At 74.4% G+C, this 22,933-nt stretch carries 17 protein-coding genes and 1 pseudogene; 9 read left to right on the top strand and 9 right to left on the bottom strand.

The genetic code is table 11. The features are described from left to right. Window positions 1-28: 28 nt before the first annotated feature. From ACE4Q9_RS07000 to ACE4Q9_RS06975, 6 genes are all read right to left on the bottom strand, one after another. Window positions 29-913 carry a DUF6282 family protein gene (locus ACE4Q9_RS07000; protein WP_397983348.1) on the bottom strand — a complete coding sequence of 295 codons (885 nt, stop codon included), beginning with the start codon at window positions 911-913 and terminating at the stop codon, window positions 29-31. Beyond that, the gene (locus ACE4Q9_RS06995) at window positions 900-1,601 is read right to left on the bottom strand and encodes an RraA family protein (protein WP_397983347.1); all 702 of its coding nucleotides are present in this window, start codon (window positions 1,599-1,601) and stop codon (window positions 900-902) included. Before ACE4Q9_RS06995 ends, ACE4Q9_RS07000 begins: the two co-directional genes overlap by 14 nt. Continuing rightward, window positions 1,598-3,802: an isocitrate/isopropylmalate family dehydrogenase gene (locus ACE4Q9_RS06990; RefSeq protein ID WP_397983346.1), complete on the bottom strand. Its 2,205-nt coding sequence runs from the start codon at window positions 3,800-3,802 to the stop codon at window positions 1,598-1,600. The genes ACE4Q9_RS06995 and ACE4Q9_RS06990 overlap by 4 nt, the downstream gene beginning before the upstream one ends. After that, on the bottom strand, window positions 3,792-4,577 hold the full coding sequence (locus ACE4Q9_RS06985; protein ID WP_397983345.1) for an alpha/beta fold hydrolase: 786 nt from the start codon (window positions 4,575-4,577) through the stop codon (window positions 3,792-3,794). The genes ACE4Q9_RS06990 and ACE4Q9_RS06985 overlap by 11 nt, the downstream gene beginning before the upstream one ends. Continuing rightward, on the bottom strand, window positions 4,574-5,509 hold the full coding sequence (locus ACE4Q9_RS06980) for a hypothetical protein (protein ID WP_397983344.1): 936 nt from the start codon (window positions 5,507-5,509) through the stop codon (window positions 4,574-4,576). The genes ACE4Q9_RS06985 and ACE4Q9_RS06980 overlap by 4 nt, the downstream gene beginning before the upstream one ends. Before the next feature lie 572 nt (window positions 5,510-6,081). After that, on the bottom strand, window positions 6,082-7,518 hold the full coding sequence (locus tag ACE4Q9_RS06975; protein ID WP_397983343.1) for a carotenoid oxygenase family protein: 1,437 nt from the start codon (window positions 7,516-7,518) through the stop codon (window positions 6,082-6,084). A gap of 360 nt (window positions 7,519-7,878) precedes the next feature. Between ACE4Q9_RS06975 and rsgA the strand changes: the two genes are divergently transcribed. Both rsgA and ACE4Q9_RS06965 read left to right on the top strand, forming a co-directional pair. Beyond that, a complete protein-coding gene (gene rsgA, locus ACE4Q9_RS06970) occupies window positions 7,879-8,973 on the top strand; it encodes a ribosome small subunit-dependent GTPase A (protein ID WP_397983342.1) in 1,095 nt (364 codons plus the stop codon). 235 nt (window positions 8,974-9,208) lie between these two features. Beyond that, window positions 9,209-12,055, top strand: coding sequence for a SpoIIE family protein phosphatase (locus tag ACE4Q9_RS06965; RefSeq protein ID WP_397983341.1), 2,847 nt, complete (start codon window positions 9,209-9,211; stop codon window positions 12,053-12,055). A gap of 66 nt (window positions 12,056-12,121) precedes the next feature. Here ACE4Q9_RS06965 and ACE4Q9_RS06960 read toward each other — a convergent pair whose 3' ends face one another. Continuing rightward, window positions 12,122-12,634 carry a GNAT family N-acetyltransferase gene (locus ACE4Q9_RS06960; protein WP_397983340.1) on the bottom strand — a complete coding sequence of 171 codons (513 nt, stop codon included), beginning with the start codon at window positions 12,632-12,634 and terminating at the stop codon, window positions 12,122-12,124. A gap of 271 nt (window positions 12,635-12,905) precedes the next feature. Here ACE4Q9_RS06960 and ACE4Q9_RS06955 point away from each other — a divergent pair, with 271 nt between their 5' ends. The 4 genes and pseudogenes from ACE4Q9_RS06955 to ACE4Q9_RS06940 all read left to right on the top strand — a co-directional run. Next, entirely contained in the window at window positions 12,906-14,300 is a 1,395-nt protein-coding gene (locus tag ACE4Q9_RS06955; RefSeq protein WP_397987145.1) for an AlkA N-terminal domain-containing protein, read from the top strand. Continuing rightward, window positions 14,297-14,785: a methylated-DNA--[protein]-cysteine S-methyltransferase gene (locus tag ACE4Q9_RS06950; protein WP_397983339.1), complete on the top strand. Its 489-nt coding sequence runs from the start codon at window positions 14,297-14,299 to the stop codon at window positions 14,783-14,785. The genes ACE4Q9_RS06955 and ACE4Q9_RS06950 overlap by 4 nt, the downstream gene beginning before the upstream one ends. 60 nt (window positions 14,786-14,845) lie before the next feature. Next, entirely contained in the window at window positions 14,846-15,049 is a 204-nt protein-coding gene (locus tag ACE4Q9_RS06945) for a hypothetical protein (protein ID WP_397983338.1), read from the top strand. A 34-nt stretch (window positions 15,050-15,083) separates the two neighbouring features. Continuing rightward, a pseudogene (locus ACE4Q9_RS06940) lies at window positions 15,084-15,395 on the top strand (alpha/beta fold hydrolase); the annotation flags it as partial. Here the strand turns inward: ACE4Q9_RS06940 and ACE4Q9_RS06935 are convergent. Beyond that, the gene (locus ACE4Q9_RS06935) at window positions 15,364-15,741 is read right to left on the bottom strand and encodes a PPOX class F420-dependent oxidoreductase (protein ID WP_397983337.1); all 378 of its coding nucleotides are present in this window, start codon (window positions 15,739-15,741) and stop codon (window positions 15,364-15,366) included. The pseudogene ACE4Q9_RS06940 and the gene ACE4Q9_RS06935 overlap by 32 nt on opposite strands. Before the next feature lie 208 nt (window positions 15,742-15,949). Between ACE4Q9_RS06935 and ACE4Q9_RS06930 the strand changes: the two genes are divergently transcribed. Then, window positions 15,950-17,173: an SGNH/GDSL hydrolase family protein gene (locus ACE4Q9_RS06930; protein WP_397983336.1), complete on the top strand. Its 1,224-nt coding sequence runs from the start codon at window positions 15,950-15,952 to the stop codon at window positions 17,171-17,173. On the opposite strand, the gene ACE4Q9_RS06925 is transcribed toward ACE4Q9_RS06930, so the two are convergent. Then, on the bottom strand, window positions 17,151-18,140 hold the full coding sequence (locus tag ACE4Q9_RS06925) for a winged helix-turn-helix transcriptional regulator (RefSeq protein ID WP_397983335.1): 990 nt from the start codon (window positions 18,138-18,140) through the stop codon (window positions 17,151-17,153). The two genes, ACE4Q9_RS06930 and ACE4Q9_RS06925, sit on opposite strands and share 23 nt — an antisense overlap. 1,669 nt (window positions 18,141-19,809) lie before the next feature. Between ACE4Q9_RS06925 and ACE4Q9_RS06920 the strand changes: the two genes are divergently transcribed. Together ACE4Q9_RS06920 and ACE4Q9_RS06915 are read left to right on the top strand one after the other, a co-directional pair. After that, entirely contained in the window at window positions 19,810-20,793 is a 984-nt protein-coding gene (locus ACE4Q9_RS06920; RefSeq protein ID WP_397983334.1) for a protein phosphatase 2C domain-containing protein, read from the top strand. A gap of 105 nt (window positions 20,794-20,898) precedes the next feature. After that, window positions 20,899-22,641 carry a pyruvate dehydrogenase gene (locus tag ACE4Q9_RS06915; RefSeq protein WP_397983333.1) on the top strand — a complete coding sequence of 581 codons (1,743 nt, stop codon included), beginning with the start codon at window positions 20,899-20,901 and terminating at the stop codon, window positions 22,639-22,641. Window positions 22,642-22,933: the final 292 nt, after the last annotated feature.

Raw genomic sequence — 22,933 nt, 5'->3', positions numbered from 1 at the left:
CGGTTGCCGTCCGGCCTGCCCGGCCGGGCTACAGGGCGAGCATCCGCAGCGGCGCGTCGCGCACCACCTCGGTGATCCGGGCCTCGTCCAGACCGGCCTTCCCGAACCAGTCCCGGCTCTGCGCCGTCCACTCCCCGATGTCCATCTGGGAGGTCTGCCCCAGGTCGGAGCTGTAGACCACGCGCGGCACCCTGGCGAGGACGGCGGAGAAGTCGTCCCAGTCCTGGTAGCCCAGCAGGTACGTCAGCGCGGTCTGCTCGGCCCAGACCGGTTCCGCCGAGGCGATGTCCAGCAGATCGGCGCAGCTCAGACCGGTCATCGGGTTGGCCGGCTGGTTGAGCATCAGCCGCGGCACGCCGAGCCGCACCGCCTCCTCGACCAGCAGTGCCACCTCGCGTCCGTCGGCGTGCCCGGTGGAGATCACGACCGGCAGGTCGCGGGCCATGCGCAGGATCTCCCGCACCTCCGCCTTGAGCGCGCCGTCCGCGTCCGTGACGGTGAGCGGCCGCAGCCCGTCGCGGGCCAGCAGCGGATGGGCCGGGGTACGGGCCAGGCGGCTGGTGTGGGTCCGCCCGGTCACCGTCGGCAGATGGACGATCAGGCGCAGCCCGCTGTCCTCCCCGTGCTGCACGACCGCCTGCTCCACCGCCCGCCGATCCAGGCCGCCCGCGATGTCGTTGAGCACGATCGACCCGGAGACGGGCAGGCCCTGCTGCCGGGCCTCCCACGCCTGGGCCGCGGTGGAGCCCAGGTGGTTCTTCAGCACCACCCAGCCGCCGAGCCGGGCGTACTGCTCGCCGGCCGAGGCGGCGGTGTGCCGCCGTACATAGGCGTCCGGGCCGACGTGGTAGTGGACGTCCACGAACGCCGCCCGCGCGGCGGTCGCCGCGGGCCGTTGCTCAGTCGTCGTCACGGCCCTCGTCCTCCCAGGGGCGCGCGTAGCCGTAGCGGGCCCGCGCCTCGTCCAGCCGGGTGCCGTCCGCGGCGGCCGCCCGGATGCGCCGCTCGGTCCGCTCGACCGCCTCGGCGCGCCGGACGACCTCGGCGACCAGGTCGGCGGGGATGCGCAGCGCCCCGTTGTCGTCGGCGAACACCAGGTCGCCGGGGTGGACCGTGGTGCCGGCGATGTCCAGGTCGGCGCCGGTGCGTTCGAGCACCACCCGGTTCTTGCCGCTGACCATGGTGACGGCGGTGCTGAACAGCGGGTACCCGGCCTCGCGGGTCTCCCGTACGTCGCGCACGGCGCCGTGCACGACGGTGCCCGCGAGCTTGCGGCGCAGCGCCACGGAGGTGAGCAGGGAGCCCCAGTTGGTGCAGGCGCCGGTGCCGCCGTTGTCCACCACGACGACCGAGCCGGGCGGCACGTCGTCGATGTAGTTGGCGGCGTTGTGGAAGGCGCAGTCGTCCTCGATGGGCCGGTAGCGCAGGGTGAACGCGGGCCCGAAGGCCACGGTGCCGGGGGTGCGGGCGGCGATGCCGGGCAGCACGCACGGCGCGGATCGCAGGCTGTCCATCGCGTCGGAGAGGGCGGCCGTGTCCAGCCGGGCCAGGCGTGCGCGCAGCTCGCTGCCGAGCAGCGGCTCGGCGGATGCGGTGGTCATGCGGTCTCCTCCACGAGGCGGCGGGCGATGGTCCAGGCGGCGAACTGTCCGGCGTACCCGAGGACTTCGGGGCCCCGGTTGGGGACGGCCAGCTCACCGGTGTGCTCCCGGTCCCCGTCGTGCACCGTGCACAGCAGGCGGACGGTGCCGGTGTGGTCCCGCGGGCCGCCGCCGTCCCAGGCCGCGTCCAGCGTCACGGTCACCCGGCCGGACGGCTCCCCGTCCCCGGCCGGCCGCCGCTCGGCGGCCACCTCGGCGGCGAACCGGCCGCCGGTGACCCGGTCGTCGGCCGTCAGGTCCAGGCCGCGCGCGTCCAGCAGCTCGGCGAGTTCCTGGACGGCGGTGCGCTCGCGGCTGGTGACGACGTACGCGCCGAGCGCGTCGTCCAGCCGCTTCGCCAGCTCCGCCGCGCTCTCGGGCGGGCAGTCGATCCGGATGTCCACGTAGGGGTAGTGCCAGCGGTAGGCGGGCTTGACCCGCAGCCCCAGGTCCCCGACCAGGGCGTCCACCGCGGCCGCGGCGTCCGCCTCGATGACGCCGAGGGTGCGCCGGAACACCGTGACGACGGGCTCCGGTTCGGGAAGGTGGGCGATGCCGTCGCGCAGGAAGGCGTCGAGCATCGGCAGGCACTCGCGCGGCGGGCCGGGGAGCATCACCACGATGGTGCCCTGCACCTCGACGCGGCAGCCCCAGGCGGTGCCGTTGGCGTTGGGCAGCAGTTCCGCGCCCTCGGGGAACAGCGCCTGACGGCGGTTGTCCTCGTGCACGGCGACCCCGAAGCGGGTGAGCCGCTCGACCACGCCCTGCCACGCCTCCTCGCGGTGCTCCAGCGGGCGGCCCACCGCGCGGGCGACACCGACGCGGGTCACGTCGTCCGAGGTGGGACCGAGGCCGCCCATCACCACGATCACGTCGTCGCGGCCGAGGGAGGAGCGCACGGCGTCCGCGATCGCCGCCTCGTCGTCGCCGACGGTGTGCCGGACGCGGACCGGTACGGCGCGGGCGGCGAGCCTGCGGGACGCCTCGCCCGCGTTGCTGTCCTCCAGGACGGCCCGCAGCAGCTCGTCCCCGACGGTGACGACGGCCGCGGTGTGGACGCGCGGCACGGCACGGCAGGCGTCCAGCACGGACGCGGCGCACTCGCTGGTGGTCGCCGTACCGCCCAGGTCGTACGTCACCCGGTCCCGGCGGCGCGTCACATGCCCGACCGCCTCCCGCACCTGCCCCGCGGCCTCGCCGAAGCCGAGGTGCTCCAGGAGCAGCCCGATGGTCAGGAACGCGGCGAGCGGGTTGGCCCGGCCGGTCCCGGCGAGGGCGGGGGCGCTGCCGTGCACCGGCTCGAAGTAGTTGCCCCGCTCCCCGATGTTGGCGCTGGGCGCGAGGCCGAGCCCGCCCATCACACCGCCGCCGAGGTCGGACAGGATGTCGCCGAACATGTTCTCGGCGACGATGACGCCGAAGCGCTCCGGGCGGCGCGCCATCCACAGTGCGACGGCGTCCACGTTGAGGATCTCGTACTCGATCTCCGGGTAGTCCGCGGCGATCAGTTCGAGGCGCTCGCGGGCGTAGGCACTGCTGCGCCGCAGCACGTTCGGCTTGTCGGCGAGGGTGACACGGGGGTGCCCGTGGGCGCGGGCGTGCTCGAAGGCGAAGCGCAGGATGCGGTCGAGGCCGTGCCGGGTGAGCATCCGCACGCTCGCGGTGGTGGCCTCGCGGCCGCTCAACCGGGCGTTGGGGTGGCCGGCGACGAGCGGCCACATCTCCTCGGGCACCTGGTCCCAGTCGAGGCCCGCGTACAGGCCCTCGGTGTTCTCCCGCACGACGCAGAAGCGGTACGGCGTCCCGCCCAGGTGGCTCTCGACCGGCCGGAGGTTGGCGAACAGGTCGAGGCGCTGGCGCAGTTGGATGATCGGCGACACGTACTGCGGGGCCCGCTCGCGCAGCTGCGGCGCGAGGTCGGCGAGCGCCTCGCGGCCCGGCTTGCTGGTGGTGGCGCCGAGCAGCACCGCGTCGCTGCGGCCGATCAGGTCCCAGGTGCGCTGCGGCACCGGGTCGCCCTCGGTGCGCCAGAACTCCCAGCCGATGTCGCCGTGTTCGAGGGTGATCGGCAGCCCGAGGGCGTCGATCACCGGGAGGGCCGCATCGAGTACCTCGGGGCCGATGCCATCGCCGGGAAGTACCGCGACGGTCTTACTGGTCATGGATCCTCTTCGTGTGCTGTGGTGCCAGGAACGCGGCGACGGCCCGCCGGGTGGCTTCCGGCTGGTCGGCGTGGGGACGCATGCCCGCCCCCGGAACGCCGACGCTCGTGTGGCCGGGGCCGGTTGCGAGGTGCTGCCGTCCCACGAGGTGCGACGCGGTGCCGTAGACGTGCAGCAGCCTGCCGGGGAACGCCTCGACGCGCTCGCGGAGGTCGGCCCGGTGGAGCAGCCGCAGGCCGGTGGCCAGCCGCCATCCGGACAGCGGGTCCTCGTCGCGGGGGGAATCGCCGGGGGCGGGCGCGGGGTCCGCCGGGCCGCGGACCACCTCGTGCAGCAGGTCGAGCGCCGCGGCCGTACCCCCCTCGGAAACGGCCGCCGCGATGCGCTCCAGGGTCGTATCGAGCGCGGCGTCGGCGACCGTGGGGGAGGACAGCAGGACCACGTCGGCCCGGTGCGTCCAGGGCTGGCCGAGGAGATGCTGGACGACGGCGCCGCCCAGGGCGTTGCCCACCAGGACGTCGGGCTCCTCGGCGCGCAGGACCCCCGCCCACCGGTCGGCGAGGGCCGCGAGGTCGTCCCCGTCGCGCAGCAGCGACAGGGTGTCGTACACCGTCACCCGGTGACCGGTCGTCACCAGCGCCCCGGCGACCGGCGCGAAGAAGGCGCCCTGGTCCCACCGGGCCAGCACGGGCGCGAGCACACAGGCGGTGCGGGACGCGCCCGCCTCGCCCAGGCGCACCGCGACCGGGGTGTTCAGTGTGGTGGGCGAGGTCATGCCGCGACCACCGGGGAGGTCAGCTCGCGCGCGGCGCTGAAGGCGGCGCCGATGTGGTCCGCGGGCAGCTTGGCGCGCTCCTCGACGGAGAGGTCGAAGTGGCCGAGGACCAGGTCGGGCAGCGGCAGCGAGGGCCTGGCCTCGGCGATCTCGGACTCCATGCGGTGCGCGAGGGTGAGGATCCGCCCGAGGTCGTACCGGTCGGCGCGGCCGGCCCGGCCCAGGTAGGCCAGCCACTGCTCGGTGATCAGGTTGCCGGGGCCCTTGCCCATGCCGAGGACCGAGGAGTCGATCCAGGTGGCGCCCGCGTCGACCGCCGCGATGGAATTGGCCAGCGCCAGGCCCAGGTTGTTGTGCGCGTGCAGGCCGATGGCGCAGCGGGTCACCGAGCGCACCAGGGTGACCAGCCGCGCGACCTCGTCGGGCAGCAGGCTGCCGTTGGAGTCCGCCAGATAGATCACGTCCGCGCCCGCGTCCTCGGACATCGCGGCCAGCTCCACGAGCCGGCGCCGGTCGAGCTGGCTGACGCGGGTGATGTTGACGGTGGTGGTGAAGCCGAGGCCGGCCGCCTTGCGGAGCACGGCGAGACCGGGCTCGGGCGTCGTGGCGGGCAGGCAGAACCGTACGAGCCGTACGCCGGCCTCGTGCATCCGGGTGAGGTCGTCGTCGCCGATGTTCTTCGGGTGCAGGATCATGCAGATCCGCTCGGGCGGTATGACCTCGGCCATGGCGCGTATGTAGTCGTCGGCGCCCACGCCGGTCAGCCCCAGGTCCGGTCTCGGCTGGAAGGACCCCTTGCGGTACCCGATCTCGACCCACTCGATGCCGGCCGCGACGCTCTCCTGTGCGTGCCGCAGGGCGTAGTCGAGCGTGAAGCCGAAGTTATTGCGGTATCCCCCGTCTCGCAGCGTCACATCGAGATTGGTGACCATGTCTCCTCCGTTGACTGTCCGAGGTGGCGGCCGGGAAGGCGAGAAATTTGATGTGCGTCGTGAACCGCAAACGAAAAACCGGTGCCGATGAATAACTGACACATGGTGGCGATTCCCCCCGTCCCCCATTGCCCTGATTGATACTTCGACGGGTCCGTGTGAATGCGAACCCGGAATTCATGGGAGCCTGGCTAATGCGTAGTCAATTTACCGGCCATGCTCCCGAAGGCGGAACGGATGCTAGCGGTTTCGGCGCGGAAGGTGCAAGGTGAGGTGCGGTGACGGTACGTCACTCTCATGCCGCGTCGCATTGGTGAAAGAATTTACTTCCCATATACCGTCGCATGCGGGGGCCGTTCGTCGCGCGTGGTCCGTCACGCGCCAAGTCCAGCATCGGACCCCGAGCCGTCCAAGACTCAATTTGCTCTGGTACCGATCATGATCGGTGATGAATCGAGGTGGCTGCCACTCTGTCATACTCGCCGGACTCGCCCGCGAAACCGAACGTTCAAATACGTGTTACAGGATCGGGAAATGACAGCGTTGTCGTGTCGGTGCGGGCCCGTCCGGCGTCATTCCTCGGTGGGCAGCCAGGTGCCGTGCAGACCGAGCGGGACGCGGACGGGGATGCGGACACGGGCCACCGGTCCGTCGGGGGGGTCGGCTCCGGGCAGGACGAGCAGCCAACTGGTGTCGTCCGTGCGGTCGGTGGCGAAAGTCAGCCAGTAACCGTGCTCGGGGCCGCGGGTGCCGGGCACCGGCGCGAAGACGGGCTCGCCGACGGACAGGTCGCCCGCGTCCCAGGTCCGCGCCGTGGCGCCGCCCGCGCGGACGTCGTACCAGCGCAGCGCGTCGTACTCGCCCGGCAGCAGCCCCTCGCCGCGACCGCTGTCCGCGGCGACGGCGAGCCGCTCGTAGGGGCCGGTGAGGACGCGGTCGTCGACACGCGGCAACTCGACCCGCGCGTCGTCCAGCCGGACCCGCCGCACGCGGCCGGCGACCGGGTCGACGACGGCCCGCGTCAGGCCGTGCCGGCCGTCCTGCCGCGGCCGGCCCGCGCCGGGGTCCGGGCCGAGCGAGAGGGCCGGCCACTGCACGTAGTCCACGATCACGCGGCCGTCGCGCGGGTCCTCGTAGGCGTTGACCGTGTGCCACAGCCAGAACGCCTCGTCGCCGGCCCAGCGGACGGGACCGCCGTCGCGCGGGATCAGCGCGATGCGGGTGCCCCGCTCGGGACGCCACGCGAGGAACGAACCGCCGTTCAGGGCCGCCTCGATGTCGAAGAACGCCGGCGCCAGCACGAGGACCAGATAGCGGCGGGTGAGCGCCATGTCGTGGATCATCTGCGGCGCGTCGACGCCGTCCACCGGCGTGGGACCGCGCCGGACGGCGCCGTCCGGGCCGATCAACGCCCAGGTCAGGTAAGGCGGTTCGAGGGCGTAGCAGAACACGGCCAGTTCCCCGGTCACCGGGTCGATCTTGGGGTGCGCGGTGATGCCGGCGGGCAGCTGCCCGCCGAACGTCTCCTTGCCGAGGGTGTCCAGCTCCGGGCTCATCCGGTACGGGCAGTCCGACTCGGCGAGGGCGAGCAGACGGCCGGCGTACCGGACGACATTGATGTCGGGCAGCGGCTTGAAGGTGTGCGCGAGCACGTCCCCGACCTCGTCGGCGCCGGGAAGGATCATGGACTCCAGGCCGCCCCACAGGGCCCGGCCGGCCTTTTCCTCGGCGATCATGGCCGGGGTGCGGACGAAGCGGTTGCGGTAACGGGCCCGGCCGTCCGACAGCCAGACCCCGTGGATCATGCCGTCGCCGTCGAGCGGGTACAGATAGCTGCCGATCGGCGTGAAGCGCGGATTGGGGCCGTTGCGCAGGTAGACGCCGTCCAGCTCCTTCGGCAGCTCCCCGGTGACCGCCAGGTCCACCGCGTCGACCTCCTCGGTGACCGGCGCGAACCGTCCGGTGAGATGGGCGACACGGGTCGGATCGAAGGCGGCGGACGCGGTCATGGCACTCTCCCCGGCCGGAATACGGGCCCCCGACCAGTCAAATACCGGCCGCCACCGCCCGCCACTCCGGTACCGCGGGCACCTCCGCGGCTCCGTCGGCGCGGGGTCGGGTCCGGCCGCGGGCGCGTTAATTCGATGGTGCTCGCGGGCGCTGCGTCCTAGGGTGAGATCACTTCGCGCGGCGGCCGTTCGGTCGCCGCCGGCCGAGCAGGAGAAGGGGAGGTGTGACCGATGACTGTCACCGCGGTGGGCGCTGCCCGCATCCAGGAACTCCTCAAGTCCACCTCCGTGGCCACCGGCTGACCCGAGCGCGTCGCAGCCGACCGCTCCCTCCGGGGCCACCCCTGTGAAGGGTCCCCCTTGACTTCCAGCTCCGCTGTGTACTCCGCCCTGGCCCCCTACGGCTGGGACGACGACTGGGCGCGCGCGTTCGCCCCGTACGCCACCGAAGGGCTGCTGCCCGGCCGGGTGGTACGGGTCGACCGCGGCCAGTGCGACATCGTCACCGCCGACGGAACCGTCCGCGCCGACACCGCGTTCGTCACCCCCCACGACCCGCTGCGGGTCGTCTGCACCGGCGACTGGGTCGCCGTGGACGCGGGCGGTAACCCCCGGTACGTCCGGGTGTACCTGCCGCGCCGCACCGCCTTCGTGCGGTCCACCTCCTCCAAGCGGTCCGACGGGCAGATCCTCGCGGCCAACGTCGATCACGCGGTCATCGCCGTCTCCCTCGCCGTCGAACTCGACCTCGGCCGCGTCGAACGCTTCCTCGCCCTCGCGTGGGAGTCCGGGGCGCAGCCCGTGGTCGTGCTCACCAAGGCCGACCTGGTGACCGATCCGGTCACCCTGGCCCACCTCGTCCAGGACGTCGAGCACAGCGCGCCCGGCGTGCCGGTGCTCGGCGTCAGCGCGCACGCCGGCGACGGTCTCGACGTGCTGCGCGCCCTCGTCGGCGAGGGCACCTGCGTGCTGCTCGGCCAGTCCGGCGCGGGCAAGTCCACGCTGGCCAACGCGCTCGTCGGCGAGGACGTGATGGACGTACGGGCCGCCCGTGACGTCGACGGCAAGGGGCGGCACACCACGACCACCCGCAACCTGCTCGTCCTGCCCGGCGGCGGGGTCCTCATCGACACGCCGGGGCTGCGCGGGGTCGGCCTGTACGACGCCGGGAGCGGGGTCGGGCAGGTGTTCGCCGAGATCGAGGAACTGGCCGGGCGGTGCCGCTTCCACGACTGCGCCCACGAGAGCGAGCCGGGCTGCGCGGTGCGCTCCGCGGTGGACGGCGGGGAACTGTCCGTCCGCCGCCTGGAGAGCTACCGCAAGCTCCTGCGCGAGAACCAGTGGATCGTCGCCAAGACCGACGCCCGGCTGCGCGCCGAAATCCGCCGCGACTGGAAACGCAAGGGCGTCGACGGCCGCGCCGCCCTGCGAGCCAAACAGGGCCGCTGGACGTGAGCGGGCGGGCTCACCCCCGTCCCCACCCCCGCCGGCCGAGCCCGTCCCCCTCACCCGCATGCCGCACCGCCCCATGCCGCACCGCCCCACCCCGACGGCCGTACCCCCGCCCTCGGGATCCTCCTGCTCCGGGGGGCCTGACCGGCGTCCCTCGTCCATGCGGCGCCGGGATCGGGGCGGGGGCGCGGCAGGCTTGCGCTGTGTCGCTCTCCCCGGTGAATGCTAGAAATGCACCATGAAGAGGCGTTTCGGCCTGTTTTCGGGGTGGGACGCTTCCGCCCCGGTCGAAGCGTCCCCGGCTGCCGCCGACTCCGGACGGCCGAGGTGGCTGCCGCCCGGTGTCCGGACCGTCGCCGGACAGATGTTCGTGCTGCAACTGATCATCCTGCTGCTGTTCGGGGTGGTGGCCGGCACCGTCCTCGTGGTCCAGGCCACCCAGGGCGGTGTCACCGCGGCGCGGCAGCGCACCTTCGCCGCCGCCGCCGGTTTCGCCCACGCCCCCGGCACGCTCGCCGCGATGCGCTCCCCGGACCCCACCGCCGTACTGCAACCCCGCGCCGAGCAGGTCCGCAAGGAGACCGGCATCGACTACATCGTGGCGTTCAGCCCGGCCGGGCTCCGCTGGACCCACCCCAATGTGCACCTCATCGGCAAGCACGTCATCGGCGACTTCTCGCGGCCGCTGCGCGGACAGCCGTACACCCACGACCTGTCCACCCCCATCGGCGTGGCCGTGGAGACCACCGTGCCCGTCATGGGCAGCCACGCCAAGGTCGTCGGGCTGGTCACCGCCGGCATCACCGTGCGCAACATCCAGCAGCAGGTGCGCCGGCAACTGCCCGTGCTGCTCACGGCCGGCGCCGGCGCGCTGCTGCTGGCGACGGGCGGCATCGCCCTGGTCAACCGGCGGCTGCGGCGGCAGACCCGCGGCCTGGAACCGGCCGAGCTGCGCCGGATGTACGACCACCACGACGCCGTACTGCACGCCGCCCGCGAGGGCGTCCTCATCGTCTCCGCCGACGGCACCCTGCTCCTGGCCAACGACGAGGCCCGGCGCCTGCTCGGCCTCCCCGAGGACGCCGAGGGCCGGCGGCTGACCGACTTCGGGTTCGCGGCGCCCCTGGACACGCTGCTGTCCTCCGACCACCCGGCCACCGACGAGGTCTGCGAGGCCGGCGACCGGCTGCTCGCGGTGAGCGTCCGGCCGACCGCGCCGCACGGCTGCCGGTCCTCCAGCGTCGTCACCCTGCGCGACACCACTGAACTGCGGGCCGTGGCCGGCCGCGCGGCCGTCGCCCAGCGGCGGCTGCGGCTGCTGTACGACGCCATGAGCCGGATCGGCACCACCCTGGACGTGCGGCGCACGGCCGAGGAACTGACCCGGTTCACCGTCCCCCGGTTCGCCGACTACGCCTGTGTGGACCTGCTCGACTCGGTCCTGAGGGGCGGCGAGCCCGAGGGCACGCTCATGCGCCGTACGGCCCTCACCGCCATCGACGGCGACCACCCGCTCTACCCGGTCGGCACCCTCGTGGACTTCGCCTCCCAGACCCCGCAGGCCATCGGGCTCGGCACCGGCACCCCGGTCCTGGAGCCCGATCTGCGCGAGGACAGCGGATGGCAGCAGAACGACCCCGACAACGCGCACCGCATCCTCGCCCACGGCATCCGCTCGATGCTGGTGGTGCCGGTGCGCGCCCGGGGCGTCCTGATGGGCGTGGCGAGCTTCTGGCGCACCGCGCGGGCCGAGCCGTTCGAGGAGGAGGACCGGGCGGTCGCCGAGGAACTGGTGGCGCGGGCCGCGGTCGCCATCGACAACGCCCGCCGCTACACCCGCGAGCACACCACCGCCGTCACCCTCCAGCGCAGCCTGCTGCCGCGCGGCGTGCCCGAGCAGTCCGCGCTGGAGGTGGCCTACCGCTATCTGCCCGCGCAGGCCGGGGTGGGCGGCGACTGGTTCGACGTCATCCCGCTGCCGGGCGCGCGGGTGGCGCTGGTCGTCGGCGACGTGGTGGGGCACGGGCTGCACGCGGCGGCGACCATGGGCCGGCTGCGCACCGCCGTGGCCAATTTCTCCGCCCTCGACCTCGGCCCCGACGAACTCCTCGTCCACCTGGACGAACTGGTCAGCCGCATCGACAGCGACGAGCGGGGCGACGCCCAGGGCGCGGGGGAGGAGGGGCTGGACGGGCTGCTGCGGGACGGGCGGGTCGCGCGCGACGGCATCGCGAACGTCACCGGCGCGAGCTGCCTGTACGCGCTGTACGACCCGGTCGCCGGGCGCGTCACCATCGCGCGGGCCGGCCACCCCGGCCCCGCCCTCGTCCTGCCCGACGGCACCGCCACCTACCCCGACGTGCCGGTCTCCCCGCCGCTGGGCCTCGGCGACGGGATGCCGGTGGAGACGCTGGAGCTGGAGCTGCCGGAGGGCTCGTACCTGGTGCTGTACACCGACGGGCTGCTGGAGGACCGGCAGCGCGATCTCGGCACCGGCCTCGACCTGCTGCGCGACACGCTGGCGGAAGCGGAGGGGCACGGCCCCGAGGCGCTGTGCGCGGCCGTCCTGGACGCGGTCCTGCCGGCCCGGCCGATCGACGACGTGGCCCTGCTGGTGGCCCGCACCCGGCTGCTGGGCCCCGAGCACGTCGCCGAGTGGGACGTGCCCCGCGATCCGGCGGCGGTCGGCCCGGTCCGCGCCGAGTGCGCGGCCACGCTGGAGGCGTGGGGGCTCGGGGACATCGGCTACACCGCCGAGCTGATCCTCAGCGAGCTGATCACCAACGCCGTGCGCTACGGCTCCGCGCCCATCCGCGTCCGCCTGCTCCACGACCGGGGCCTGATCTGCGAGGTCGCCGACGGCAGCAGCACCGCCCCGCATCCGCGCCGGGCGGCGGCCACCGACGAGGGCGGCCGGGGGCTGTTCCTCGTCGCCCAGCTCGCCAGCCGCTGGGGCACCCGCTACACCGCCCGCGGCAAGGTGATCTGGGCCGAGCTGTCCCCCCAGCAGAACGCCCCCCAGCCGGCCGGGGACGCGGACGAGGAGAGCGCGGACGACATCCTGGACCAGTGGGAGAGCCTCTAGGACCGGGGTGTGCCGCGGGGCCGGGTGTGCCGCGCGGGTTGCCGGGTCCGCGCGGCACGGGCCGGGTCAGATGCCGAACGCGGCGGCGTAGCGGACGGTTCCGCCGGGCAGCGGGTGGCCGGGGCGGAGACCGAGCGCCATCAGGGCGTCGTCCGGGACGTCGACGGTCAGGCCGATGCCGTGGTCCGAGGCGCGCGTGAACCCGAACCGGGGGTAGTAGGCCGGATGCCCGAGGACGACCACGTGGTGTTCGCCCCGTGCCGTCGCCGCGGCCAGGGCGGCGCGGATCGCCGCGCCGCCCGCGCCGGTCCGCTGCCGCTCCGGCCGGACCGCGCAGGGAGCCAGGCACAGGGCCGGGGTGGTGCCGATGTGGCACCGGGTCAGCAGGGCGTGCGCCACCAGCCGGCCGGTCTCGTCCGCCGCGACGAGGGAGAGGCCCTCGATCCAGGCGGCCGGATCGGCGCGCAGCGCGTCGACGAGGTCGGCCTCGGCGGGGGTGGGGAAGGCGGTGAGGTTGATGTCGCGGATGGCGGGAATGTCGGCGCCGGTCTCGGCGCGCGTGACCCAGGTGTTGCCCATGACGTCGGATGTCCGTTCAGGGAGGTGTTCGAGTGGTGCCCCGCGAGCTCACGCTCTCGGCGGGGCAGGACAGGAGGGACGGAGTCAGGCCATGGCCCAGGGCATGAGGGAGACCCGGACACCGCACGGGGTGGCCATCAGCGCGGTCATCGACCCCCCCTCCGTGTCCTCGGCTCCTGATCCCACACGAACACGCCCATGCTACCGGGTCGGCTACGTGTCCGTTTTCCGCCAGCCGGTGACCCGGACGAGGGTCACACTGGAACGCGTGATGGACGAGGACAGCAGGTACGAGGCGGTGCGCAGCCGGGACGGGCGGTTCGACGGGGCGTTCTTCTTCGCCGTCGAGACGACCGGGATCTACTGCCGACCCAGCTGCCCCGCGGTGACCCCCAAACGGCGCAACGTGCGCTTCTATCCGACGGCCGCCGCCGCCCAGCGCTCCGGGTTCCGGGCCTGCCGGCGGTGCCGGCCGGACGCGGTGCCCGGCTCGGCGGAGTGGAACGTGCGCGCGGACGTCGTCGGCCGGGCCATGCGGCTGATCGCCGACGGCGTGGTGGACCGTGAGGGCGTCGCCGGGCTCGCCGCGCGGCTCGGCTACAGCGCCCGGCAGGTGCAGCGGCAGCTCACCACCGAGCTGGGCGCGGGACCGGTGGCCCTGGCCCGCGCGCAGCGCGCGCACACCGCGCGGGTGCTGCTCCAGACCACCGGGATGCCGGTCACCGAGATCGCCTTCGCGGCCGGGTTCGCCAGCGTGCGGCAGTTCAACGACACGCTCCGCGAGGTGTACGACGCGACGCCGACCGAGGTCCGGGCGGCCGCCCCGCGCGGCGGCGCCCGCCGGGCCGCCGACGGGACCGGCATCCCGCTGCGGCTCGCCCACCGGGGCCCCTACCCGGCCGCCCCCGTCTTCGACCAGCTCGCGCGGGAGGCGGTGCCGGGGGTCGAGGAGGTCACGGGCCGGCCCGGCGCGCGCACCTACCGGCGCACCCTGCGGCTGCCGTACGGCGCCGGGACCGCTGCCGTCGCCGAGCGCGGCGGGGCGCCGCGCGCGGGCGGCGGCACCCGCCCCGGCGGTTGGCTGGAGGCGCGGCTGCGCCTGACCGACCCGCGGGACCTCACCACCGCCGTGCAGCGGCTGCGCCGCCTGTTCGACCTGGACGCCGACCCCTACGCGATCGACGAGCGGCTGAGCGCCGACCCCCGCCTCGCCCCCCTGGTCGCGGCCCGCCCCGGTCTGCGGGCCCCCGCAGCCGCCGACCCCCTGGAGGCGGCGGCCCGCGCGCTGCTGGGCCCGGCGGGGTGCGGGCGGCTGGCCCAGGCGTACGGCAAGAGTCTCGACGCCCCGGACGGCGTCCTCACCCACCTCTTCCCGGAACCGGCGGCGCTCGCGGGGGCGCGGGGCGTGCCCGCGCCGCTGTCCGCGCTCGCCGCCGCCCTCGCCGACGGCGCCCTGCGTCTGGACCCCGGCGCCGACCGGGACGACGCACAGCGGGAGTTGCTCGCGCTGCCGGGGATGGACGCGGCCACCGCCGCGCTGGTCCGGACCCGCGCGCTCGGCGACCCCGATGTGGCCCCGCCCGGCGTGCGGACGCCCGACGCCTGGCGTCCCTGGCGGACCTATGCCGTACAACACCTCTACGTGGCAGGAGAGTTGCCCCGATGACCGCCGGAAGCTACACCCACCTCGACACGCCCCTCGGCCGGCTGCTGCTCACCGCCGACCCGGACGGCGCCCTCACCTCGCTGCACTGCGCGCGGGACGTCCCGGCCGGGCTGCGCGAGGACCCGGAGCCGTTCGCCGCGGCACGCGAGCAGCTCGACGCCTACTTCGCCGGTGAACTCCGTTCGTTCCGGCTGCCGTTGCGGGCCCCCGGCACCGAGTTCCGCCGCCGGGTCTGGGCCGCCCTCGACGAGGTGCCGTACGGCACCACGCTCACCTATGGTGAACTGGCCGCCCGCATCGGCGCCCCGCGCGCCGCCGTCCGCGCCGTCGGCGCCGCCCTTGGCGCCAACCCCCTGCTGATCGTGCGCCCTTGCCACCGCGTCATCGGCGCCGACGGCTCCCTCACCGGCTACGCCGGCGGCCTCGACCGCAAGACCCAACTGCTGGCCCTGGAAGGCGTGCTCGGAAGACGCCCCGTAGGCTGACCGAGCCGTGATGCGCGGTCGTGCGGTCGGAGGAACATGGACATGGGTGACATGGGTGACATGGGTGACCTCGTAGTGGCGGTCCTCTTCGGCGTGTTGCTGTCGGCGCCGCTGTGGATGACCTGGGGCGCCGGTAAGTTGGCCGGCCTCTGCCCGAGGACCCGGACCAGGCCCGGAGGCGGCGCCGAGGCGGTGTTCATCGTCCTCGCCGCGGTCCTCCTGTTCGCGGTGGCCGCCGGGCTCGCGGTGCTCTCCGGGGTGTGAACTCCCGGCATCGCCAAGGCGGTTCAGCCAGCGGATGATCCGGACCGGCGTGCGCGCCTACCGCATCCGGCGGCCCGCGCCGAAGCCGCTCACCGATGCCGAACTGGCCAGCGTGCGCACGCCGTTGTACCTGCTGCTCGGCCGGCGCAGTCTGCTCGTGCACCCCGACCGGCAGGTCGAGCGCGTTCCCCGGCTCGTGCCGGGCGCCCGTGCCGAGATCGTCGCGGACACCGGCCACGGCCCGCAGATCGACCACGCCGGGGCGACGAACCGGGCGACGCTGGACTTCATGGCCGACGTCGACCAGGAGCCGATCACGGCGCGGGCTCCTCAAGTCCCCAGCTGAGCACGCGCTTCGGATGGATCCGGATCACCTCCTCGCTGAGCTGCGCTCCCACGTCGTGCGGTCCGGTGAGGAGTTCGGCCTCGCCCCGGATGTCCACACCGCGCACCCGCCAGGGATCGACGCTCACGATGTCGTCCACGACGAGTGCGACCCTCGGGTTCTCCCGCAGATTGCGCCACTTCTTGGTGGTGCCCATGGCGTAGCCGCCGATCAGGATCGTGCCGTCGTCCTGGAGGTGGTAGCCGACGGGGTTCGCCTGCGGCTGCCCGTGCGGATCGACGGTGGCCATCCGGCCGAGGCGCTGGGTGCGCAGATACGACAGTTCCGCCGCGCTGAATCCGGTCATACCGCCAGCCAACCACCGCCGGCCGCTCCCCGCATCGGCCGATCGCCCTGGACCCCGCGCCCTACGTCCCGAGCCCCGCGTCCCGGTGTCCCGCGTTCCGCCCGCCCATTGCGCCGACCGGGTGGAATCGCCGCCGACGTGCGGTGGCGCGGCCCGTCGCTGTGGCACGGTCGCCTGCGGCGGATCAGCCGGGGAAGGGCGGGCACACATGGGCAAGGTGAAACGGGTCCTCGCGGTCCTGCTGACGGCGCTGCTCCTGCCGGGCGCACGGGCCACCGCGGGCGTCGCCGCCGCACCCGGTGCCGTCCGCACCGCCCCGCGCTGGAGCGGCAGTTGGGAGACCGCGCCCTCCGGGACCACCGCCGCGCGGCCCGGCGCGGCCATCCGCAACGTCGTCCGGCTCAGCGTCGGCGGCACCGCCGTCCGGGTCCGGCTCAGCAACCGGCTCGGCACCAAGCCGCTGCGGCTCGGCGCGGTCACCGTGGCGCTGCGCCGGGCGCAGGGACCGGACGCCGTACCCGGTACCCTGCGTCCCGTCACCTTCCGGGGGGCGCACACGACGACCGTGCAGCCGGGGCGGGACACCGTCAGCGACCGGGTGCCGCTGACCGTGCCGGACGCCGCCGACCTCCTCGTCACCGTGTACACCCCCGAGGACGACGGCCGCGCCACCTACCACGCCAGCGCCCTCCAGACCAGCTATCTGGCCCCCGAGGGCGCGGGCCACGCCGCCGACGCGAGCGGGTCGTCGTACAAGACGATCATCAAGTCCTGGTACTACGTGACCGGCGTCGACGTCCTCGGCCGCGCCACCGGCAGCGTCGTGGCCTTCGGCGACTCCCTCACCGACGGTACCGGGTCCACCCCCGACACCGACCGCCGCTGGCCCGACCGGCTCGCCGCCCGGCTGCGCGACCACGGGCTCGGCGTCCTCAACGCCGGGATCAGCGGCAACCGGCTGCTGCGCGACGGCACCGGACCGAGCGCCCTCACCCGCCTCGACGCCGACGCCCTCGACCGGGCCGGGGCGCGCGTCCTCGTCGTCTTCGAGGGCATCAACGACATCAAGGGCCTGCCCCCGGCCGACGACCCCGCCGCCTACGCCGACGCCTACCGCGCCCTCGTCTCCCGCGCCCGCGCCCGCGGCATCCGGGTCGTCGGCGTCACCCTCACCCCGTTCCGCGGCTACGCCGCCTACACGGACGGCCGCGAGGACGTACGGCAGCGGGTCAACGACTTCATCCGCACCGGCGGCGCGTTCGACGCGGTCGCCGACGTCGACGCGGCCGTCCGCGACCCGGCGCAGCCGACCCGCATCCTCCCGGCGTACGACCCCGGTGACCACCTGCACTTCACCGACGCGGGGATGGCGGCGGTGGCGGAGACGGTGCGCACGGCGCTCGGGCGGCTCAGTCCGGCAGCCCACGGGTGACCCAGCCCCGTTCGTAGGCGTGCCAGCCCAGCTGGAGCCGGGTGGTCACCCCGACCAGCTCCATCAGCCGCTTCACCCGACGCTGCACGGTGCGCAGCCCCAGCCCCAGTTGCTTGGCCACGCTCGCGTCGGTCAGCCCGGCCAGCAGCAGCGAGAGCACCTCCAGATCGGTGGCGTCCGGGCCGTCCGGCACCGCCTCGGCCGCGCCGTCCGTGTTCAGCCGCAGCGGCAGTGCCTCCCGCCACACCGACTCGAACAACCCCGCCAGCAGCTCCAGCAGGCCACTGGCGTGCACCACCAGGGCGGCAGGCTCCGCGCTGTGCGAGGTCAACGGCACCATCGCCAGCGAACGGTCAGCCACCACCAGCTTCGTCGGCACCCGGTCCGTCATCCGCACCCGCTCGCCCCGGCCGAGCGCCTCGGTCAGCCCGCCGAGCGCCTGCGGCAGATCGAGCACCGCCCGCTCCACCACCACCCGGTAGCGCACCCCACGCCCGGCCGCGTGCTCCTCCGCCTCGTTCTCCGGCGCGGTCACCGCCACCGGGTCCCCGGTCACCAGCGCGCACACCTCCTGCACGGCGCCCAGCTGGAGCTGGAGGAAGCGCTGCGCGACCGCCGAGGCGCCGGTCACCACCTCCACCAGGTCGTGCACCGCGGGCTCGGCCGCCGCCGCCCGGTACTCCCTCGCGAGCAGCGCCGCCGCCAGCTCCGCCTGCTCCAGCTCGTGCCGCTGCCGGGTGAGCAGCGCGCCCAGCGCCACCGCGGGCGGCGCCGCCACCCAGCGCCCAGCCCGGGCCGAGGAACGGGCCGCGAGACCCTGCCGCTCCAGCCCCTGCAACGCGCGCTCGGTGTCCGGCACGCCCAGCGTCAACCGCCGCGCCAGATCGGCCACATCGGCCGCGCCCACCGCCACCAGCGCCCGGTACGCCGCCTCGTGCCGCTCGTCCAGACCTATCGCCGTCAGCATCGACCGCGCCCCTCCCCGCGTACGTCCCGCGCACATCCAAGCCACCCGAGTACCCGGCGTCCCGTGTACCGGCCGTCCGAGAACAGGCCGTCACGGAGGGCCGTGGCTGGCGGGAACCGGCCACGGCGTAAACCCGCCGCCGACATCATCGCCGGATCACAGGTGCGTCTGCCAGGGTGGGCCTCGGCGCGGCAGTCACGGCAGCCACGCGTGCGCCGCGATCCGGCCACCCGGCGGGTGGCCGACATGGACCGGTCCGCGAGGACCGAGCCCGCCGCCGGGCGGTCCCCCCGTGGGGGGTGGGACCGCCCGGCGGCGGTTCACCTTTTCGCGGCCGGAATTTCCCGATGCCCCGTTTTCCGGGCGCCCGCGTGGTGACAATCAGGGCATGAGCCAGCAGGGGGGAAGGCCCACCGCCCGTCCCGAGGACGACTGGTGGGGTCGGCTGTACGACGACACCACCGGAGACACGGGCCCGACCACCGCGCCCGACTCCCTGGACGACCGCTACACCTCGATCCGCAACACGGTGCGGGAGAGACCGGCGCCGGTCGATGTTCCGGGCCGGGCCGGCGGTCCGGGGCAGGCCGGTGGTTCGGGTCGGGACAACGGTTCGAGCCAGGGCGACGGTTCGGGGCAGGACGGCGGTCTGGGCCGGGGCGACGGTTCGGGGCAGGACGGCGGTCTGGGCCGGGGCGACGGTTCGGGGCGGACGGATGTGCCGGTCCCAGGCGGGGTCTCGGTTCCGCCGGATGTCACGGTCCGGTCCGGCCCCCTGAGACCGCCGCCGGACGCACCGGTTCCGGCCGACGCGCAGGGCCTGCCCGAGGTCCCCGGCCCGTCCCAGCGCGCGGCTTCAACTGGCCTTCCGCGAGCGTCCGATGCCGCAGCCCCGGCGGAAGTCCCGTCTCGGGCCGAGGTTTCGGGGCCGGGCGGTGTTCCGGGTTCGTCGGATGGTGTGGTCGCGTTCGGTGTCCGGAGATCGTGTGACGTCCCGGGCCCGGCGGACGTCCCGTCTCGGGGCGATGTATCGGGTGCGGGTGGTGTTCCGGGTTCGTCCGGTGACGCGGCCCCGTCCGGCGTCCGGAGATCGTCTGACGCCACGCCCCCGGCCGACCTTCCGTCCCGCTTCGGCGCCCCGGCCCCGCCGCCCGATCGCGCGGCCCCGACCGGCCCCCCGGGGGCGCCCGTTGCCCCGGCCCCCGCCGCGCCCACTCCGGCCGGCGGTTCGAGGCCTGCTGACGCGCCCACTCCGGCCGGTGCTTCGAGGCCTGCTGACGCGCCCACTCCGGCCGGTGCTTCGAGGCCTGCTGACGCGCCGACCCCGGCCGGCGGTTCGAGGCCTGCCGACGCGCCCACTCCTGCGGCTGCTTCGAGGCCCGCTGACGCGCCCACTCCGGCCGGTGCTTTGAGGTCTGCCGACGCGCTCACTCCGACCGACGCCCCGACCCTGACCGGCGCTTCGAGGCCCGCCGACGCCCCGACCCTGACCGGCGCTTCGAGGCCCGCCGACGCCCCGACCCTGACCGGCGCTCCGAGGCTCGCCGACGCCCGCACCCCGACCGGCGCTCCGAGGCCCGCCGACGTCCCCACCCTCCGGGACCTCCCCGTCCAGTCGGCCCCATCCGGCCTGCCCCGCCGAACCCCGGCCGCCCCCGAGCACCCCCCGGTGCCCGAGCCCGCCTCCGCCCTCGACTTCGTGGGGTCCGGGCCGCCCACCTACGACCCCGAGCCCACCGCCCTTCCCCTCGCCGACCCGGAGGAACTGGGGGAGTTGGTCGCGGACACGGTCCTGGACGGGGCCCGGTACGGGACGTGGACGCTGCGGTCGGTGTCGCTGCGCGGGGACTCCGCGCGCTACCGGGGCGAGCCCCGCCGGGACGCCCTGCTGACCGCGCGGTTCGGCACCGGCGCACACGCGCTCGTGCTCGTCGCGATGGCCACCGGCGCACGCGCCGCCCCCGAGGCGCACCTCGCCGCGGCCGAGGCGTGCCGCTGGATCGGCCGGGCGGTGGGCCGCAGCCACCGGCGGCTGGCCGAGGACATCCGCGCGACCCGGCGCGCCGACCTGAAGGCGGGCCTGCACCGGCTCACCGACCGGGGCCTGGGCCGGCTCCGCGCGAGCGCCCTCGAACGGGGCGCCTCGCCGGAGGAGTACACGGCGAGCCTGCGCTGCCTGCTGCTGCCCGCCGATCCGCACTGCCGTACCCGCGTCTTCTTCGGCGTCGGCGACGGCGGCCTCTTCCTGCTGCGCGACGGCACCTGGCGGGACATCGAGCCGGGCACCACGGAAGCGGGGCCCCCGGAGCCGCCCGGGACGCCCGAGCCCGCCGAGGACGGCGACCGCCTCACCCTCGACCTCGGCGTCCCCGCCCCGCCGGGCCCGTACGAACCGCTGCCCGAGCCCCCGCCCCCGCCCGCCCGCGACCCCTTCCGCTTCCAGGTCTCGCTAGCCCGGCCGGGTGACGCCCTGCTGATGTGCACTCCGGGCCTGGCCGAGCCGCTGCGCGGGGAGCCCGCCCTGAGCGCCTATCTGTCCCGGCGCTGGTCCGGCCGTCGCCCGCCGGGCCTCGCCGCCTTCCTCGCCGACGCGCGGGTACGGGTCAAGGGCTACGCCGACGACCGTACGGCCGCCGCCCTGTGGGAGGCGTAACCGCCCCTCGTATGCCTCCATGGAACCGGGGCACCACGCACGGATCCGGGACGGGTCCGGGACCTCGCACGGGTTCCGGACCCCGGAAGGGGCAGACGAGAGAACATGGCCAAGCAGAACGTAGCCGAGCAGTTCGTCGACATCCTCGTCCGCGCCGGCGTGCGCCGCCTCTACGGCGTCGTCGGCGACAGCCTCAACCCGATCGTGGACGCCGTCCGCCGCCACTCCCACATCGACTGGGTGCACGTCCGCCACGAGGAGACCGCCGCCTTCGCGGCCGGCGCCGAGGCCCAGATCACCGGGAAGCTGGCCGCCTGCGCCGGCTCCTGCGGCCCCGGCAACCTGCACCTCATCAACGGCCTGTACGACGCCCACCGCTCCATGGCCCCCGTGCTCGCCCTCGCCTCCCACATCCCCTCCAGCGAGATCGGCCTCGGGTACTTCCAGGAGACGCACCCGGACCGGCTGTTCCAGGAGTGCAGCCACTACTGCGAGCTGATCTCCAGCCCGAGGCAGATGCCCCGGCTGCTCCAGACCGCCATCCAGCACGCGGTCGGGCGCAGCGGGGTCAGCGTGGTCTCGCTGCCCGGCGACATCGCCGCCGAACCCGCCCCGGAGAAGGCCGCGCAGAGCGCCCTGGTGACCTCCCGGCCCACCGTCCGCCCCGGCGACGCCGAGATCGACGCCCTCGTGGAGATGATCGACAAGGCCGGCAAGGTCACACTGTTCTGCGGCAGCGGCACGGCGGGGGCGCACGCCGAGGTCATGGAGTTCGCCGAGAAGGTCAAGTCCCCGGTCGGACACGCCCTGAGGGGTAAGGAGTTCATTCAGTACGACAATAAGTTCGACGTGGGCATGAGTGGTCTGCTCGGCTACGGCGCCGCCTACGAGGCCACCCACGAGTGCGACCTGCTGATCCTGCTCGGCACCGACTTCCCGTACAACGCCTTCCTGCCCGACGACGTGCGGATCGCCCAGGTCGACGTGCGGCCGGAGGTGCTCGGCCGGCGCTCCCGGCTCGACCTCGCCGTGTGGGGCGATGTGCGCGAGACGCTGCGCTGCCTCATCCCGCGGGTCAAGGAGAAGACCAGCCGGCGCTTCCTGGACCGGATGCTGAAGAAGCACGCAGACGCGCTGGAGGGCGTGGTCAAGGCGTACACCCGCAAGGTGGACCGGCACGTCCCGATCCACCCCGAGTACGTGGCCGCGGTACTGGACGAAGTCGCCGCCGACGACGCGGTGTTCACCGTGGACACCGGCATGTGCAACGTCTGGGCGGCGCGCTACATCTCGCCCAACGGCCGCCGCAGGATCATCGGTTCCTTCTCGCACGGCTCGATGGCCAACGCGCTGCCCATGGCGATCGGCGCGCAGTTCACCGACCGGCGCCGGCAGGTGGTGTCGATGTCCGGGGACGGCGGATTCTCCATGCTGATGGGCGACTTCCTGACGCTGGTGCAGCAGGACCTCCCGGTCAAGGTGGTGCTGTTCAACAACTCCTCGCTCGGCATGGTCGAGTTGGAGATGATGGTCTCCGGACTGCCCGCGTACGGCACCGCCAACGCGAACCCCGACTTCGCCGCCGTGGCCCGCGCGTGCGGGGCGTACGGCGTGCGGGTGGAGAAGCCCAAGCAGCTGGCCGGCGCGCTCAAGGACGCGTTCCGGCACAAGGGTCCGGCCCTGGTGGACATCGTCACCGACCCCAACGCCCTGTCCATCCCGCCGAAGATCAGCGCAGAGATGGTCACCGGGTTCGCGCTGTCCGCCTCCAAGATCGTGCTGGACGGCGGGGTCGGCCGCATGGTCCAGATGGCCCGCTCCAATCTGCGCAACGTGCCCCGGCCCTGACGCCACCCGGATCGGTGAGCGAACCGCCCGGAGTCGAGGGCGGATTACCCGGATCGGGGAGCGGATTTCGGCCAGTTTCACGGGCCGTGACGGACCGCCGACCGGCTGTGCCGGGCGCGGCGGTCCGCCCGTCACGGGGCGTCAGCGGCGTCACAGGGCCGCCCGGAAGGCTCTCGCGTGTCTGTGGCGGCCACCCTGCGCCCGGGTACGGCGGGCCCGGGCGGTGGCCGAACCGCCGGTCATCGGGCCGGTGCCAGGACTGGCCGTTGGTCCACTGGGCAAGCATCCCCCG

Origin of the sequence: Streptomyces sp. AM6-12, from assembly GCF_044327085.1 — a bacterium.
Classification (GTDB): Bacteria; Actinomycetota; Actinomycetes; order Streptomycetales; family Streptomycetaceae; genus Streptomyces.
Note: the sequence above shows the minus strand (reverse complement) of the source record. Positions and strands in the feature narration are given on the sequence as shown.

Coding starts and splice junctions, on each gene's coding strand:
- ACE4Q9_RS06965 (WP_397983341.1), top strand. CDS start 9,209: ATGAAGAGGCGTTTCGGCCTGTTTTCGGGGTGGGACGCTTCCGCCCCG.
- ACE4Q9_RS06925 (WP_397983335.1), bottom strand. CDS start 18,140: ATGCTGACGGCGATAGGTCTGGACGAGCGGCACGAGGCGGCGTACCGG.
- ACE4Q9_RS06935 (WP_397983337.1), bottom strand. CDS start 15,741: ATGACCGGATTCAGCGCGGCGGAACTGTCGTATCTGCGCACCCAGCGC.
- ACE4Q9_RS06915 (WP_397983333.1), top strand. CDS start 20,899: ATGGCCAAGCAGAACGTAGCCGAGCAGTTCGTCGACATCCTCGTCCGC.
- ACE4Q9_RS06985 (WP_397983345.1), bottom strand. CDS start 4,577: ATGACCTCGCCCACCACACTGAACACCCCGGTCGCGGTGCGCCTGGGC.
- ACE4Q9_RS06980 (WP_397983344.1), bottom strand. CDS start 5,509: ATGGTCACCAATCTCGATGTGACGCTGCGAGACGGGGGATACCGCAAT.
- ACE4Q9_RS06975 (WP_397983343.1), bottom strand. CDS start 7,518: ATGACCGCGTCCGCCGCCTTCGATCCGACCCGTGTCGCCCATCTCACC.
- ACE4Q9_RS06930 (WP_397983336.1), top strand. CDS start 15,950: ATGGGCAAGGTGAAACGGGTCCTCGCGGTCCTGCTGACGGCGCTGCTC.
- ACE4Q9_RS06950 (WP_397983339.1), top strand. CDS start 14,297: ATGACCGCCGGAAGCTACACCCACCTCGACACGCCCCTCGGCCGGCTG.
- ACE4Q9_RS06960 (WP_397983340.1), bottom strand. CDS start 12,634: ATGGGCAACACCTGGGTCACGCGCGCCGAGACCGGCGCCGACATTCCC.
- ACE4Q9_RS06995 (WP_397983347.1), bottom strand. CDS start 1,601: ATGACCACCGCATCCGCCGAGCCGCTGCTCGGCAGCGAGCTGCGCGCA.
- ACE4Q9_RS06990 (WP_397983346.1), bottom strand. CDS start 3,802: ATGACCAGTAAGACCGTCGCGGTACTTCCCGGCGATGGCATCGGCCCC.
- ACE4Q9_RS06955 (WP_397987145.1), top strand. CDS start 12,906: ATGGACGAGGACAGCAGGTACGAGGCGGTGCGCAGCCGGGACGGGCGG.
- ACE4Q9_RS06945 (WP_397983338.1), top strand. CDS start 14,846: ATGGGTGACCTCGTAGTGGCGGTCCTCTTCGGCGTGTTGCTGTCGGCG.